Consider the following 15,196-nt stretch of genomic DNA (forward strand, 5'->3'; position numbering starts at 1 on the left):
GGCACCGCCCCTTCCGTTGTGCCGACTTACGGCCCGGAACGGCCGGACCCTTGGACGCGCGCTCATCCGCCGGCGACGCCCGGCCTCACCGCCGGAGCTTCGTGAACGCGCGGATCGCGCGATGGCGGGCGCCATCGGCTGTCGCGCACCGAGCCGTCAGCCGCCCGAGGTTCCCGAGCCCGGGGCCCCCGTGCCGGTGACCAGGCCCGAGCCCGTGACCGTGTTCGTGCCCGCCGTGCCCGTGTTCGTGCCGGCCGTCGCCCTGCCCCGGTCCACCGCCGTCGGGTTCGGTGAAGAAGGCCCGCCTGCCGAGGGCTTGATCTCGACCACCGAGCCCGGTGCGAGCCGCTCGTACAGCCACTTGGCGTCGGCCTCGCGCAGGCCGATCCAGCCGTGGGACGGGTCGTAGACGCCCTTCTCGTTGTACTTCAGGGAGCCGACGTAGTCCGTCGTGCCGTCGGGGGCGCTGAGTTCGATCGCCCAGGAGGCCTTGAAGCTGTACGCGTCGCCGAAGCCGACGGTCTTGCCGGAGACCCTCATGGAGGGCTTCTTGACGGTGACCGTCGTCCGCAGGGTCGGCACGTAACCCGTCAGGCTGTCGGAGGTCAGCGTCAGTTCGCGGCCGGCGACCGAGATCACGCGCCGGCCCAGGTCGATCGTGGCGTCCGGCGACGCCGCCGTCGGCAGGCTCGGGGTGACGGTGGGGCTCGCGGCCGGGGGCGGATTCCGGTCCGTACCGCCGCCCAGGCTCACCGCGACGACCAGGGCGAGCGCTCCCGCGAGGGAGGCGCCGGCCGCGGCCAGTGCCGTACGTCGGCGGCGTCGGCGGTGTACCGCCCGGCCGCGGATCTGCGCACCGGTCAGCGTCGGCGGCCGCTCGCCCTCTGCCGCCAGTTCCAGCAGGTCAGAGGTGAGTTCATCGGACACGGTCGTCCTCCCTCTCCCCCTTGCCGGGCGCGCCCGCGGAGTCCGTGGGACGCGCGGAGCCGGCCGGGTCCGCCGAATCCTCCGAGAGCACCCGTGCCAGCGCCGCCCGGCCACGGGAGAGCCGGGCCTTGACCGTGCCCACGGGGGCACCGGTTTCGGAGGCTACCTGCTCGACACTCAAGTCGCACAGATGGTGCAGAACGATCGCCATCCGCTGTGCCTCGGGCAGGGTACGCAGCGCGGCTATGAGTGTCGTGCGTTCGGGGCCGGGGCCCGGGGCGTGGTCGGACGGCGGTGTGCGCCGCACCAGCTCCAGCCAGCGCCGCGCCCGGCGCCAGCGGCTCACCGCGAGCCGCGTCGCCACGGTCCGTATCCATGCCTCGGGTGCCCCGTCGGCGAGGAACTCCCGCCGCCGGTCCCAGGCGCGGACGAACGCCTCCTGGACGACGTCCTGCGCCTCGCCGTGGTCCCCGGTGAACGCGTAGAGCTGGCCGGTCAGCCGGGGAAACGTGGTCGCGTAGAACGCGTCGAACTCTTCCTCGGTCATGCCCCCCGCCGGAATTTCCGCAGTTTCGCCGGCCGTGTGCAACCCGGCCGTCCCTGTCGTGCGTACAGGTCCCGTACGTCGCACATCGAAACACACCACAGGGGGATCACCATGACGACGGAACTGAGAGGCGGCCGCGGCCGGTTCGCCCGCGCCTGGAGCGCGGCGGCCGTGTGCGCGCTCGCGCTCACCGGGTGCTCGGCGCAGGCGGTGGCCGACGGCAGCGGGGGTACGGGAGTCGGTCCGGACGGGAAGGCGGCCGCCACCGGGACCGCAGACCCCACGGGCACGGCCCGGCCGAAGCCCTCCGCCACCCCGCTCAAGTCCCTGACGGGCGCGCACATCAACATCACCGACGGGCAGACCGTCGGCGTCGGCATGCCGATCTCGGTGACCTTCGACCACCCGATACCCGTGGCCGAACGGGCCGATGTGGAACGGCAGTTGAAGGTGACCGCCGATGCCGAGGGCTCCTGGGGCTGGGTCAGGGACCACAACCTCGCCGACGGCGGGCGCGTCGACTTCCGGCCCCGCGTGTACTGGAAGCCCGGCACGGCGGTCACCGTCCGGGCCGGAGCCGGAATCACTAGGCATTTCACGGTGGGCCGCTCCCTCGTCGCCACGGTGGATGTCCGTACACACTTCATGACGGTTGAGACGGCCGGTTCGTCGCGCCGCGTCCCGATCACCGCGGGCGCGCCGGGCATGGACACCTGGAACGGCACGATGGTCGTCTCCGACAAGGCGGCCAGGGTCTTCATGAACTCGCAGTCCGTCGGCTACGGCGACGCGTACGCGGGCTATTACTACTACGCCGTCCACCTCACCACCTCGGGCACCTATCTCCACCAGAACCCGAAGGCGAACACCTACGGCGGGCGCCAGAACGTCACGCACGGCTGTGTCGGACTCGCCACCGGCGGCCCCGCGAAGCGGTTCTACGACGAGGTCGTCCCCGGCGACGTCGTCAAGGTCGTCGGCTCCCGGGACACGGTCGCCGTCGGCAACGGCTACGGCGACTGGAACCTGAGCTGGGACCAGTGGCGGGCGGCGAGCGCGCTCGACTGACGCACATCCGTGCGGAAAATCTCCGGCCGGTGTCATCCGGCCCGCGGGCGCCGGGAGTTTGTAGGAGGGGAGAGGCGCCCTTGCACCGTCCGAACGTCGGCTACATCAGGAGGAGTTGTCCGTTCATGGCAGGGATTCAGAAGTATGTCGCGGCCGCGGCGGTCGCCGTGGCGCTGATCGGGGCGCCCACGGCGGCGTACGGCGTCTCGCCGGGGAAGGCGGCGCCCGCCTCCGGCCGGTCCGCGCACGTGACCGTCGGGTCGGTGCACGCCACCCCTCTCTCGTTGGCGACGATCGCCCCCACGGCCCGCATCGTCGCCCCGGACGAGCACGTCGTGGAGCCCGGCGGCGCCGAGTTCTGGCTGACGGCGCAGGGCAAGCACTGGACGACGCTCGACAACCCCGATCCCCAGTTCGCGAGCGTGGTCGACGGGAACATCGACCTCCACACGCCAGGTGTCTCGGCGCACGTCGAGGTCACCGCCGAAGGGCACGCCACTCTCTCCGGCGTGTACTACGGCGGCAGGGGCACGGCCTCGCGCGTCACGGTGCGGACCACGGCCGGGACCCTGCACGGCAAGCTCCTGGAACTCGCGGGCAACCCCGGCTGGGGCGTCTGGTACGTCAGCGCCGACCTGCCGGCCCACAGTGACGACTTCGGCGTCCGCCACATCGTCGTCCGCGACACCGAGGGCGAGGTCTACTCCCGGCTGGACCTGAACTGAGCACGCGGGCGGGGGAGCCGGGCCGCCCGGGCTCCGGCTCCCCCGCCCTGAACCACCCCCCCCCACGCACCCGACCCGAGGGACCGCAGGTCGTGCCGCACAACCTCACCGCCACCTCCCAAGTCCACGCCGACAGCGGCGACTTCGCCGCATACGCCGGCGCTGCCTGGCCCCGCCTGGTGCGCACCGCGCACCTGCTCACCGGCGACTTCCACGACGCCGAGGACCTCGTCCAGATCACGCTGGCCAAGGTGTACGCCCGCTGGCGGCGCATCCCGAGCGACGACGTCGACTTCTACGTACGCCGCTCGCTGGTCAACAACAACATCAGCCGGACGCGCAAGAGACGGGTCGCGCAGCTGCTGATGCCCTTCGTGCCCGAGCGGGCGCACCAGCGGGATCCCGGACACGCCGAGGCGGTCACCCAACGGGCCGCTCTGGACACCGCGTTGGCCGCGCTGTCGACACGGCAGCGTGCCGTCCTGGTGCTGCGTTACTGGGAGGACCTGGGCGAGGCCGAGACGGCCCAGCTGCTCGGTTGCTCGGTCGGCACCGTCAAGACCCATGCCCGGCGCGGCCTGCAGGCGCTGCGCGCCCACCCGGTGTTCGCCGGCCGCCACCCCGTCTCCGGAGCACGCTCATGAACCTCTCGTCCCGTTCCGCGCGCATGTCGGCCGAGGCCGAGCGGCTGCGCGAGGTGTTCGCCGAGGCCGCGTACGACGTCACGCCCTCCGCCGTGCCGCTCGTCGCCATCGAGCGCGAGGGCCGCCGGCGCCGGCGCCGGCGCAGGGCCACCGTGCTGGGGGCCGCCTGCGGTGCGCTGCTGGTGCCGCTCGCCGTGGTCGGATTCCGCGACGGTGTGCCCTTCGGATTCGGCGAGTCGGTGAGCCCGCCCGCCGCCCATGGCGACAGAGTGACCCCCTCCCCCGCGGAGACCGCCGGGCGGATGCGGGTCGTGGCGTCGGGCGAGCGGGTGTCGGTGGCGTCCGGCACCGAGATCTGGCTGACGAAGGACGGCTCGCGCTGGACGGAACCGGGCATGCCCGTCCAGTTCCACAGCGTCGTCAACGGCAACCTCGATCTGAGCAGCCCCGGTGTCTCGCTCCAGTCGTCCTACTGGAACGACGGCCGCACGTTCCTCTCCGGGGTCTTCCACGGCTCGGGCGAAGCGGCCCGCGTCGAGGTCACGACCGCCGCGGGCATCGTCCACGCCACCGCCCTGACCCTGGCGGGCAAGCCCGGCTGGGGCGCCTGGTACGCGGTGATGCCGGCGCCGCCCACCCCGGCCCCCGACGACGCCCCGTCCCAGGATCCCCGGAGAGTCACGGTGTACGACAGCTCGGGCGCGGTACTGGCGACCGGGTGGTACAGGCCGTGAGGGGCCGCCGGGGCGCGACGGGCCTGCGAGGTGTGCGGGGCTCACGAGGTGTGACGGGCGTGCGAGACGTATCTGACTCACATGCGCGAGACGTATCTGGCTCACATGACGTGACGGGCGCGCGAGGTGTACCTGGCGCACGTGACGTGAGAGGCGTACGAGGTGTACAGGGCTCACGAGGTGTGACGGGTCTGCGCGGCGTGTGGGGCTCGCGAGGCAGGAGGGGTTCGCGAGCCGTGCCGGGGACGCCGTCGTGGCGGGGGACGCGGGCCGAGAGCACCGCCCCTGCGCGGAGCGGGCGCCCGGGTGCCCGCGTCCGGTCCGGCCTCGGCCGCATCCTCCGCGCCCGGCGCGTGAAGGCCCGCCGCACCCGCGGCCGCCGTCTGCGCCATGCGCTGATCGCCCTGCTCGTCCTCGCGCTCACGCTCGCCGGCGCGGCGGTGGTGGCGTACCGGCTCACCGGGATTCCCGAGCCGCACCCCGAGACGGCGATGCAGAGCACGGTCTTCGTCGACGCCCGGGGCGACTACCTGGGGCGGCGCGGCCCGGTGGACCGGCAGGAGGTCGCGCTCGCCCGGGTGCCGCGGCATGTCCAGGAGGCGGTGATCGCCGCGGAGAATCGTTCCTTCCGTACGGACACCGGGATCTCGCCGACCGCGATCCTCCGGGCGGCCTGGTCGACGGCGAGCGGCGGCGGCCGGCAGGGCGGCTCCACGATCACCCAGCAGTACGTGAAGAACGCCCTGCTCAGTCCCCAGCAGTCGCTGTCCCGCAAGGCGCGCGAGGCACTGATCTCGATCAAGCTGGACCGCACCCGGTCGAAGAACGAGATCCTGGAGGGCTACCTCAACACGGTCTACTTCGGCCGCGGCGCCGCGGGCATCCAGGCCGCCGCGCGCAACTACTTCGGGGTCGACGCGTCCGCTCTCTCGGTCAGTCAGGGTGCCGCCCTCGCCGCCGTCATCAACATCCCCTCGTACTACGAGAAGGCAGGCTCGGACGCCGCGGTGACGGCGAAACTGACGCGCCGCTGGGAGTGGGTGCTGGACGCGATGGCCGACAGCGGGGCGATCACACCGGCCCAGCGCGCCGCGGCCCGCCTTCCCGCGTTCCGGTTCTATCCGGCCGGGGCCACGGACGGCCAGCGCCAGTATCTGATCGACGCGGCCTCCGCGGAGGCCGCCGACCGGCTCGGCATCACCCAGGACGAACTGGCCGGCGGCGGGTACACCATCCGCACCACCTTCGACCTCGCCGCCCAGGACGCGGCGGCGGAACCGGTCGCCGACAAGGCGGGTGCCAAGGGCATCAGCCTGCACACCGCGATCGTCGCGCTGGTGCCGGGCGACGGCGCGGTCCGTGTGCTGTACGGGGGCGCGGACTACGCCCGGCAGCCGTTCAACGACGCGCTGGCCGGCGCGGTGGAGGCGGGCACGGCGATGGAGCCGTTCACGCGGGCCGGGCTCGGCGCTCCGCTGGCCGCGCTCGCGAAGCGGGCCGCGCCCACTCCGCTCTCGCTGTCCGCGGCCTACGCCACGGCAGCGGCCGGCGGCACGTACGCCGAGCCGTACACCGTCCAGAGGATCACCCGGGACGGCCGCACCCTCTACACCGCCCGCCCGCACACCCGTACCGCGATGGACCCGTCCTCCGCGCAGCTCGTCACCAAACTCCTGTACTCCGCCGGCGGGCGCTGGGGCGTGTTCACCGGCGGTGCCGGAACCCGCACCCTGTGGCAGACCATGTACGACGCGAAGCTGTCCACCACGGTCGCCCTCTTCGCCCAGCATCCCGCCCACGGCGGGCACCCGGCCCGCATCGCCCAACTCCCGTCCACGGCGTCGGCAGTGGCCGCCAATGTCGTGGCGGGCGTCATGAACCGACTGGATCCCGTCGCCCCGCGGCCGGTTCAGGGCCCGAAGCTGACATCCGGGGGCTGACGAGCCCGGTCGGCACGCACCCCGGGACACGGGGTGCGTGCCGAGTCGGCCCGCCAGGAGTTCACGCTTTCCTGTCGCGCGGTTCCCCGGCGCCGATGTGCGGGCAGCGTGCCGGCGTACGCCCCCGGGGAATCCGCCGTGCCGCCGCCCCCGCGACGGCGGGTCCGGCCCGTCCCGGACCCGCCGTCGCGGCCTGTCCGGTGCACAACAGGCTCGCCCGGTGGACGGGTCCGCGCACCTGAAAGATCGCGGACCCGCCGCCCCGACGGCTGACCTCAGGGAACGCGCGGCCGGCCGGGCGGGGACAGCACACCGGGGTCCCCGCACACCGGGTTCCGGAGCCGTCCGGGACGCCGAGTCGGAGCGGGATCGAGACCATCAAGCCCTACCGCCCGCCGGAATAGGGCCCATACTGGAATCACGATGAGTAAATCCTCCGCGCCCCGGCGCCACCTGCCCACCAGCCCCTTCGCCGCACCCGTCGTCCCCGTGGCCAAGGAGTTCAGCCTCGGAGACCGGGTCTCCCACGACCAGTACGGCCTGGGCACGATCGTCGGCGTCGAAGAGGGCATTGCGATGCTCGTCGACTTCGGCGCCCGCCAGGTCCGCGTCCTGAGCCCTTACACCCGGATGGACCGGCTCTGACTAGCACGCAATGACGTAACACCCCGGCCCGCCACCTCAGCCCGCGGCAGCCCCCACCACAGGTTGCCGGGGCCGCGGTGCGCGGTGGTCGAGATGGACCACGACAAGGTCGTGGAAACGGTCGACGGAGTCGTCGGCGCTGCGGATGAAGCCCGATTCGGCGTTGCCACGGGTGTTCCCCGTACCCCGGAAGAGGGACAGCCGGAAACCGGTGATCCGGTCGCCGTTCCCGGGCAGGATGTCCGCCGGTTCGGGACGCAGCCGCTCCAGAGTGCCGCGCGGCCCGCCCGCCTCCCCGTCGACGAGGGTCTCCACGTGCAGACCGGCCGGGTGTGACGCGCTTCCCCCGGTGAGTCACGGAACCTTATGCCGCCCGTCCATCGCCCGTCCGGGTTCGCCGTCCATCGGTTCGTCCGCATTGCTCCCGGCCCCCAACGGCCCACAGCGCATGCTCCGTGCCGGGCCCCGGCCGAGGCTGGGTGCATGACCTCTCCTGGGCGTGATGAGCTGCCGTTCGACGATGTCACCGACTTCGAGAACGCCGACCGGGGTTTTCTCGTGGCGTTCGGGCCCGCTGTGGTCGAGGCGGAGGACGGGCGGGCGGTGTGGGACAGCGAGGCCTACGGGTTTCTCGACGCGGAATGTCCCGGAACCGCGCATCCGAGTCTGTGGCGGCAGGCGCAGCTGTGCGCGCGGCAGGGGCTGTACGAGGTCACCGAGGGCGTGTACCAGGTGCGGGGCCTCGACCTCTCGAACATGACGATCGTCGAGGGCGACCGCGGAGTGATCGTCATCGATCCGCTGATCTCCGCCGAGACCGCCGCCGCCGCGCTCGCCCTGTACCGCGGGCACCGCGGCGACCGCCCCGTCACCGGCCTGATCTACACGCACTCGCACGGCGACCACTTCGGCGGCGCCCGCGGAGTGCTGCCGCACGGCACCGAGGAGGGCGTCCCGGTGATCGCGCCGGAGGGCTTCCTGGAACACGCGGTCAGCGAGAACGTCTACGCGGGCAACGCCATGGTCCGCCGCGCCGGCTACATGTACGGCGACCAGCTGCCCAAGGTGCCCCACGGCCAGATCGGCACGGGGCTCGGCCCGGCGGTCTCCACCGGCACCATCACGCTCGTCCCGCCGACCCTGGACATCACCCGCACCGGCCAGACGGAGACGGTCGACGGCGTCCGGATCGTCTTCCAGCTCACCCCCGGCACCGAGGCCCCGGCCGAGATGAACTTCCTCTTCCCGGACCTGCGGGCCCTGTGCCTGGCGGAGAACGCCACGCACAACATGCACAACCTGCTCACCCTGCGCGGCGCCCTGGTCCGCGACGCCCGCCAGTGGGCCGGCTACCTCGACGAGGCCATCGACTTCTTCGACGACTCCTACGACGTCGCCTTCGCCTCCCACCACTGGCCGACCTGGGGACGCGACAACGTCGTCCGCTTCCTCGCGGAACAGCGCGACCTGTACGCGTACCTCCACGACCAGACCCTGCGCATGCTCAACGACGGCCTGACGGGCCCCGAGATCGCCGAGGAGATGCGGCTGCCGCCCGCGCTGGAGAACGCCTGGCACGCCCGCGGCTACTACGGTTCCCTCAGCCACAACGTGAAGGCCGTCTACCAGCGGTACATGGGCTGGTACGACGGCAACCCGGCCCATCTGTGGGAGCACCCGCCCGTCGAGCTGGCCCGGCGCTACGTGGAGGTCGCGGGCGGACCGGAACAGGCGCTGCGGACGGCACAGCGGTACGCGGCGGACGGAGACCTCCGCTTCGCCGCCACCCTCCTGAACCATCTCGTCTTCGCCGACCCGGACGACATGGCCGCCAGAGAGGCCCTCGCCGGTGTCTACGACCGCCTCGGCCACGGCGCCGAGAACGCGACCTGGCGCAACTTCTATCTCACCGGGGCCCTGGAACTTCGCGAGGGACCGCACGCCGTCGAGATCGACACCACGAACCCCGAGATGGCGTCCGCGCTCTCGGTGACCATGCTCCTCGACTCCGTGGCCGTACGCATCGACGGGCCGCGCGCCTGGGACGACCGGATCACCATCGACCTCGTCCTCACCGACGAACAGCGGCGCCACCGCGTCAACCTGCACAACGGCGCCCTCACACACCGCTCCATGCCGGTCCACCACACCCCGAAGCCGCACGCCGGCCTGACGCTCGTCCTCACCCAGCCGGAACTCCTGGGCCTCCTGGCCGGCGGGGACCTGGCGGGCATCGAGAGCGACGGCGACACCGCGCTGCTCGGACGCCTGTTCTCGTACGTCGACCGGCCGGACCCCCGGTTCCCGATCGTCACGCCCTGAGAGACACGGCCGCCACGGGCACGGCGCCGCCGCTCCCGATGTGCGGGAGCGGCGGCGCCGTGCCCGTCTCCGTGCCCCTTCGGTCCTCAGCCCTGTGTCGGGGCGGGCGACTTCCCCGCCAGGACGTCCTTCAAGCGGCTCGCGCCTGCTTTGACCGCCTGTTCGGTGGATTGGTGTTCGGTTCCGGAGAGGCCGCCGTTGGTGAGGGAGAGGGCGCTGTCGCCGACCCGCACGGCGGCGAAGTCGAGTGTCAGGGTCTCGGGGTCGCCCTCCAGCTCACCGCTCATCGTCACCTGGAGGCCCTGACGGGCGTCCCCCACGTCGGGCAGATGCGTCGAGACGACCTGGACGGTCTGCCGGTCGCCCTTGCCGTTGACGGCCGTGAACTGGTCGCAGATGTCCGGCAGCGTCTTCAGCCACTTCAGCTGCGAGTCCAGGGAGCTCTTCCCGTACGAGGCGACCTCGTAGCGCATCTGGGCGTCGTTGTCGCTGTCGTCGAAGCCGGTGACGGCACTGGCTCCCTGCGGCTTGCCCAGCAGGTCCTCGGAGTACAGACCGTCCAGCAGCTTCTGGCACTGCTCGGCGTTCGCCTTGTCGGTGACGAAGTCCGCCTCGTCGACCTTGCTCTTGAGCAGCGCGTCGTGCCAGGCCGCCACGCCCTGCGACTCGTCCCACTGCGACCCCAGGTCGGAGTTGGTGATCAGCGCGGTCTGCGCCTCGGCCTTGGTGAGCGTACGGACGGAGGGGGAGGGCGAGGGCGACGCGGCGCCGGGCTCCTCGGCGACGGGCGAGGCCGGGACGGTGGACGCGGAGGCGGGGGACGCGGGGGAGTCCGTACGGCCGGAGCCGCCGCCGTCACCTCCGTCGGTCGAGCAGGCGGCCGTCGAGAGGAGCATCCCCGCGGTCAGCGCGGACGCGAGGAGACAGGACGGACGGTTCATTGCGGAGGCCTCCCGAGGACGGTCCCGAGGTCGGGCTGTGTCCCTCCACGCCATCACCGGACAGGGCCTCCCACCAGCGCACCGGGCCGTCCGGGTGAGTGCGGCGCGCGGATGTCACAGGGCCGATGCCGGGTGCCCCGGGCCGGTACCGGACGGGATCTGCCAAAGTGGAAGGTGATGCACGCGCCCCAGGGAAGCACCATGAGCCCCACCGACCGGTTCGAAGACGACGACTACCCCGCCTACACGATGGGCCGCGCCGCCGAGCTGATCGGCGCCACCCCCGCGTTCCTGCGGGCCGTCGGGGAGGCCGGGCTGATCACGCCACTGCGCTCCGAGGGCGGCCACCGCCGTTACTCCCGCAATCAGCTGCGCGTCGCGGCCCGCGCCCGGGATCTCGTCGACCAGGGCACGCCCGTCGAGGCGGCCTGCCGGATCGTCACGCTGGAGGACTGCCTCGACGAGGCTCTGCGGATCAACGCGGAGCTGCGCGGGTCGACACCGCAGGACGCGTGAGTGGCAAGTCAGAGGCCCTCTCAGGCCGTTTCCCGGCCGGTCGCGGGATATCTGCTTCGGCCGATACAGAATTTGGTGCACGGGCCCGCGAGGTTTTGATATTCCCCGCGCCGGGGTGAGATAGTGCGCCCCCTTCGGGGCCTCTAGCGTGCTACTGTCGATATCAGTTGCAGTTGTGGTTCCCAAAGTTTTCCCGGTGCATTCCGGTTGGGGCAATCATTGCGGCGACGCAGGTCCACACAGTGTGGACCTTCGAGCTTTGCCCCGAAGGAGATTTTGATATGGCTACTGGCACCGTGAAGTGGTTCAACGCGGAAAAGGGCTTCGGCTTCATCGAGCAGGATGGCGGCGGCGCCGACGTCTTCGCTCACTACTCGAACATCGCCACCTCTGGCTTCCGTGAGCTCCAGGAAGGCCAGAAGGTGACCTTCGACGTCACGCAGGGCCAGAAGGGCCCGCAGGCGGAGAACATCGTCCCCGCCTAGTCTGGGACACCGGATGGCCGGCGTCCGCACCGCAAGGTGTGGGCTCCGGCCATCTGTTTTTTTCGGTCATTGAAATTGCGATGAATTTTCGATGCCCTTTGCCCACGTTCGGCGGCTCCGAACTCGGCTCCTCTGTTCGACCGCGCCGACCGCGCCGACCGCGCCGACCGTGCCAGCGCATCGGGCGATGCCGGCCCATCTCGATGCGGATGCCCACGGAGGGCTCGCTGCCGATCGCGCCGATGGCGTAAGCCCGGTTGCTACACCGCCAGGACCGCTCGGACGGTCTTGCCGCCCAAGCCCGTACTGACGACCTCCAGGCTGTGGGCGAGCTGCTGGACCATGGCCAGGCCCCGGCCGCTTTCCGATTCCGCGTCCAGCACGCCGACCTGCGGCCGTCCGGGACTGTCGTCGTGGACCTCGACCGTCACCCGCCCGTGCCCCAGTTGCAGACGCAGCCTGCAGCCGCTGCGGCCGTACCGTACGGCGTTGGCGACGAGCTCGGAGGCGATCAGTGTGGCGTCGTCCACCTGGTCCGCGGTCGGCGACGCGAGCCGCGGCCGTGGCCGGGTCAGAAACGCCGTGGTCAGTTTGCGGGCCCTGCCCGCCGAGACGGCCGTACGCGGCAGTGTGTACTCCACGCGGGCGGTCGGCCGGACGGTGCGCTGGTGCGCACGCATGACTGACACCTCTCTTTCCCCTCCCAGGACAACCGGCACCGGCCGACGGCTCCGTCCCCGTCGACCGGAACCCCGCGCGAGACGGTGCGCGGCCGGTCCTGCCTTCGGGTGATGCCCCACCCGGGCGATCGGCAACCAACGACCTACGTCACAAAGCCGCCACAGGGCCCCGTTCGGGCGCCACGGGGCCCCAACGGGCGGTTCAGCGCCCCGAGTCCAGCAGGTGGAAGTCGTCGTAGTCGAAGCCGGGCGCCACCACGCAGCTGACCAGAACCTCCTCGTCGCCGGCCGGGCGGGCGGACTGCCAGACGCCGCCGGGGACGAGCACCTGGGGGCGCTCCCCGGCCTCGACGCGGGGGCCGAGACGGACAACCTGCGGGGTGGACTGGGGAGTTGTTCCGTCGCCGCCGAGCAGCACGTCGAGGGGGCCGCCGCGGTGCCACAGCCAGAGTTCGTCGGAGCGGACGGTGTGCCAGGCGGAGGTGTCGCCCGGTGCGAGGAGGAAGTAGATGGCGGAGGCGGCGGCGCGGGGGCCGGGGTAGCCGTCGGGCCGGAAGGCTTGCGGCGCGGTCCAGGTCTCGACGAACCAGCCGCCCTCCGGGTGGGGTTGCATGTTCAGGGCGGCGGCCAGTGCGGGAATTCCGGTCTCAGGAGAGGTCACCCCCTGCCTCTATCACGCGGCCGGAAGGGGTTCAACCAACTCCCGGCGGACACGCGCGTATGTCCGACAGGGAGCGCCCCCCCCCCGGCTGGGGAGTGGCATCGGAGGCTGTCACCGGATGCCGCGGTCCGATCCGACGCGTGGGGTCGGACAGCCCCTAGGCCGGATAGGCGTGTGTCTGGGCCGCTTTCACCGTGGCCCAGACAACGGCGCCCGGACGCAGGTCGAGTTCCGCCGCGGCGACCGTCGTCAGGTCGGCGGCGAGCCGGAGTTCGCCGGTGAGGTCCGCGCGGATCTGGTCGCCGTGCGTCTCCAGACCGCCCACGCGGCACTGCCACAGGTTGCGGGCACTGGAGCCGGTCGGGCGGTCGCGGTGGAGCGTGACGGCGCCCGGCGGGAACGCCACGAACACGGGTCCGTCGAGCTTCTCGGTCGTGGTGATCGCCGGGCCCGTCTCCAGCCGTACGGTGTGGCCCTCGGCCTCGCCCCGGTACAGGTTGAGGCCGACCAGCTGGGCGATGTAGTCGGTGCGCGGCCTGCGGGCGATGTCCGACGGACTGCCCTCCTGGACGACCCGGCCGTCCTCCACGACCACGAGCCGGTCGGCCAGCACCATCGCGTCCAGCGGGTCGTGCGTCACGAGAACGGCCACGGCCTCGAAGTCGGCCAGATGGTGCCGGAGTTGGGCGCGTACGTCCAGGCGCGTACGGGCGTCCAGCGCGGCGAGCGGTTCGTCGAGCAGCAGCAGCCGGGGGTGGGTGGCGAGGGCGCGGGCGACGGCGACCCGTTGCGCCTGCCCGCCGGAGAGCCGGCGCGGTCTGACCCCGGCGTGGTCGGCGAGGCCCATGCGCTCCAGCCATGCGGCGGCCTGTGCCCGCGCCTCCGCCTTGGGCACGCCCTGACAACGCGGCCCGAAGGCGACGTTGTCGAGCGCGGACAGGTGCGGGAAGAGCAGATAGTCCTGGAAGACGACGCCCACGGGGCGGGACTCGGGCGGCGTACGGTCCAGGGAGGCACCGTCCAGTCGAAGCCGGCCGCCCTCGGACAGCGGGGTGAGCCCGGCCAGCGCGCGCAGCGCGGTGGTCTTGCCCGCGCCGTTCGGCCCGAGCAGGGCGACGACGTCACCGGGGGCGGCGGAGAGTTCGATGTCGAGGCGGAACGAGCCGCGCCGGACGACGAGACGGGCGTCGAGGCCCTTGTCGGACGGCGCGGTCGTGGCCGTCGGGGTCGCGTCCGTCATGACGCGATCACCTCGCCCTCGTAGGGATGACCGGTGTGACGCTCGCCTTCGTAGGGACGTCCGGCTTCCTGCTCGGCCCTCGTACGGATGTCCGTCATGACGCCGCCGTCAGCCAGCGGTCCCGCAGCCCGGCGAGAACGGCGATCGACACCACGAGCAGGACGAGGCTCAACGCGATCGCGGCGTCGGGGTCGCTCTGCAGGGCCAGGTAGACGGCCAGCGGCATGGTCTGGGTACGGCCCGGGAAGTTGCCCGCGAAGGTGATCGTCGCGCCGAACTCGCCCAGCGCGCGGGCCCAGGCCAGGACGGAACCGGCGGCGATGCCCGGCGCGATGAGGGGCAGGGTGACCCGGCGGAACGCGGTGAAGCGGGAGGCGCCGAGGGTCATGGCGGCCTCCTCGTAGCGCGGGTCGGCCGCCCGGAGGGTGCCTTCCACGCTGATCACCAGGAAGGGCATCGCCACGAAGGCCTCGGCCACGACCACCCCGGCCGTGGTGAAGGGCAGCGTGATCCCGAACCATGAGTCGAGCAGCTTCCCGACGACTCCGTTGCGGCCGAGGGCCAGCAGCAGCGCGACACCGCCCACCACCGGAGGCAGTACGAGCGGCAGGGTGACCAGTGCCCGGACGAGCCCGCGCCCGGGAAACTCCGTGCGCGCCAGCAGCCAGGCGAGCGGCACACCGAGCACCAGGCACACCGCGGTGGCCGCCGTGGCCGAGAACAGGGACAGCTGGAGGGCCTGCCAGACCTCGGGCTCGGTCAGCTGTTCCGGCAGGCTGCGCCAGGGCGCCCGGACGAGCAGCGCGAGGAGCGGGAGGAGCAGGAAGAGGAGCCCGACGAGGGCCGGCAGCAGAAGGGCGGGCGGCGCCCCGCCCCGCACCCGGCCACCCGTCCGGCCCCGCGTCCGGCCGCGCCCGCGCCGCGGCCCACCCATGAGGGTGTCGGCCGGGGCGTCGGACTTGTCGAGCGAGGTCACGGGATCACTCATGGCTTCAGGAGACGGGTTCAGGGTGTCCGCTTCAAGGGGCGGGCTTCACGGGATACGTGCCGGGAAAGCCCGCGCCAGGAGACGGACGGAGGAGGAGACGGACGGACGGAGGAGACGGACGCCGGGAGGCGGG

At 72.3% G+C, this 15,196-nt stretch carries 16 protein-coding genes and 1 pseudogene; 9 read left to right on the forward strand and 8 right to left on the reverse strand.

Features of this window, described 5'->3' with window-relative positions:
* Positions 1 to 156: 156 nt before the first annotated feature.
* A complete protein-coding gene (locus N4G66_RS25535; RefSeq protein ID WP_261706531.1) occupies positions 157 to 927 on the reverse strand; it encodes a L,D-transpeptidase in 771 nt (256 codons plus the stop codon).
* Entirely contained in the window at positions 917 to 1,474 is a 558-nt protein-coding gene (locus N4G66_RS25540; protein ID WP_261706532.1) for a SigE family RNA polymerase sigma factor, read from the reverse strand. The genes N4G66_RS25535 and N4G66_RS25540 overlap by 11 nt, the downstream gene beginning before the upstream one ends.
* A gap of 111 nt (positions 1,475 to 1,585) precedes the next feature.
* Here N4G66_RS25540 and N4G66_RS25545 point away from each other — a divergent pair, with 111 nt between their 5' ends.
* From N4G66_RS25545 to N4G66_RS25570, 6 genes are all read left to right on the forward strand, one after another.
* Positions 1,586 to 2,542, forward strand: coding sequence for a L,D-transpeptidase (locus N4G66_RS25545; protein ID WP_261706533.1), 957 nt, complete (start codon positions 1,586 to 1,588; stop codon positions 2,540 to 2,542).
* 125 nt (positions 2,543 to 2,667) lie between these two features.
* A complete protein-coding gene (locus N4G66_RS25550) occupies positions 2,668 to 3,267 on the forward strand; it encodes a hypothetical protein (protein ID WP_261706534.1) in 600 nt (199 codons plus the stop codon).
* 92 nt (positions 3,268 to 3,359) lie between these two features.
* The gene (locus tag N4G66_RS25555; RefSeq protein ID WP_261706535.1) at positions 3,360 to 3,911 is read left to right on the forward strand and encodes a SigE family RNA polymerase sigma factor; all 552 of its coding nucleotides are present in this window, start codon (positions 3,360 to 3,362) and stop codon (positions 3,909 to 3,911) included.
* On the forward strand, positions 3,908 to 4,645 hold the full coding sequence (locus tag N4G66_RS25560; RefSeq protein WP_261706536.1) for a hypothetical protein: 738 nt from the start codon (positions 3,908 to 3,910) through the stop codon (positions 4,643 to 4,645). The genes N4G66_RS25555 and N4G66_RS25560 overlap by 4 nt, the downstream gene beginning before the upstream one ends.
* A gap of 353 nt (positions 4,646 to 4,998) precedes the next feature.
* Complete coding sequence (locus tag N4G66_RS25565; protein WP_261706537.1) at positions 4,999 to 6,585, forward strand: transglycosylase domain-containing protein; 1,587 nt, start codon at positions 4,999 to 5,001, stop codon at positions 6,583 to 6,585.
* Between the two features lie 423 nt (positions 6,586 to 7,008).
* Positions 7,009 to 7,230 carry a hypothetical protein gene (locus N4G66_RS25570; RefSeq protein WP_037614735.1) on the forward strand — a complete coding sequence of 74 codons (222 nt, stop codon included), beginning with the start codon at positions 7,009 to 7,011 and terminating at the stop codon, positions 7,228 to 7,230.
* 36 nt (positions 7,231 to 7,266) lie between these two features.
* On the opposite strand, the pseudogene N4G66_RS25575 reads toward N4G66_RS25570, so the two are convergent.
* Positions 7,267 to 7,569 (reverse strand): annotated as a pseudogene (locus tag N4G66_RS25575) (TerD family protein); the annotation flags it as partial.
* Between the two features lie 144 nt (positions 7,570 to 7,713).
* On the opposite strand from N4G66_RS25575, the gene N4G66_RS25580 reads away from it, so the two are divergent.
* On the forward strand, positions 7,714 to 9,552 hold the full coding sequence (locus tag N4G66_RS25580) for an alkyl/aryl-sulfatase (RefSeq protein ID WP_261706538.1): 1,839 nt from the start codon (positions 7,714 to 7,716) through the stop codon (positions 9,550 to 9,552).
* Between the two features lie 86 nt (positions 9,553 to 9,638).
* On the opposite strand, the gene N4G66_RS25585 is transcribed toward N4G66_RS25580, so the two are convergent.
* Complete coding sequence (locus tag N4G66_RS25585; RefSeq protein WP_261706539.1) at positions 9,639 to 10,493, reverse strand: hypothetical protein; 855 nt, start codon at positions 10,491 to 10,493, stop codon at positions 9,639 to 9,641.
* A gap of 201 nt (positions 10,494 to 10,694) precedes the next feature.
* Here N4G66_RS25585 and N4G66_RS25590 point away from each other — a divergent pair, with 201 nt between their 5' ends.
* Positions 10,695 to 11,009: a MerR family transcriptional regulator gene (locus tag N4G66_RS25590; RefSeq protein ID WP_261706540.1), complete on the forward strand. Its 315-nt coding sequence runs from the start codon at positions 10,695 to 10,697 to the stop codon at positions 11,007 to 11,009.
* Positions 11,010 to 11,290: 281 nt separating this feature from the next.
* The gene (locus N4G66_RS25595; protein WP_020871138.1) at positions 11,291 to 11,494 is read left to right on the forward strand and encodes a cold-shock protein; all 204 of its coding nucleotides are present in this window, start codon (positions 11,291 to 11,293) and stop codon (positions 11,492 to 11,494) included.
* Between the two features lie 260 nt (positions 11,495 to 11,754).
* Here the strand turns inward: N4G66_RS25595 and N4G66_RS25600 are convergent, their stop codons facing one another.
* The 4 genes from N4G66_RS25600 to N4G66_RS25615 form a co-directional block, all read right to left on the reverse strand.
* On the reverse strand, positions 11,755 to 12,174 hold the full coding sequence (locus tag N4G66_RS25600; RefSeq protein WP_261706541.1) for an ATP-binding protein: 420 nt from the start codon (positions 12,172 to 12,174) through the stop codon (positions 11,755 to 11,757).
* 202 nt (positions 12,175 to 12,376) lie between these two features.
* On the reverse strand, positions 12,377 to 12,835 hold the full coding sequence (locus N4G66_RS25605; RefSeq protein ID WP_261706542.1) for a cupin domain-containing protein: 459 nt from the start codon (positions 12,833 to 12,835) through the stop codon (positions 12,377 to 12,379).
* Between the two features lie 157 nt (positions 12,836 to 12,992).
* Entirely contained in the window at positions 12,993 to 14,075 is a 1,083-nt protein-coding gene (locus N4G66_RS25610; RefSeq protein ID WP_261706543.1) for an ABC transporter ATP-binding protein, read from the reverse strand.
* A gap of 94 nt (positions 14,076 to 14,169) precedes the next feature.
* The gene (locus tag N4G66_RS25615; RefSeq protein WP_261706544.1) at positions 14,170 to 15,063 is read right to left on the reverse strand and encodes an ABC transporter permease; all 894 of its coding nucleotides are present in this window, start codon (positions 15,061 to 15,063) and stop codon (positions 14,170 to 14,172) included.
* Positions 15,064 to 15,196: the final 133 nt, after the last annotated feature.

Source organism: Streptomyces rhizosphaerihabitans (genome assembly GCF_025399795.1).
In the GTDB taxonomy this organism is placed as follows: Bacteria; Actinomycetota; Actinomycetes; order Streptomycetales; family Streptomycetaceae; genus Streptomyces; species Streptomyces rhizosphaerihabitans.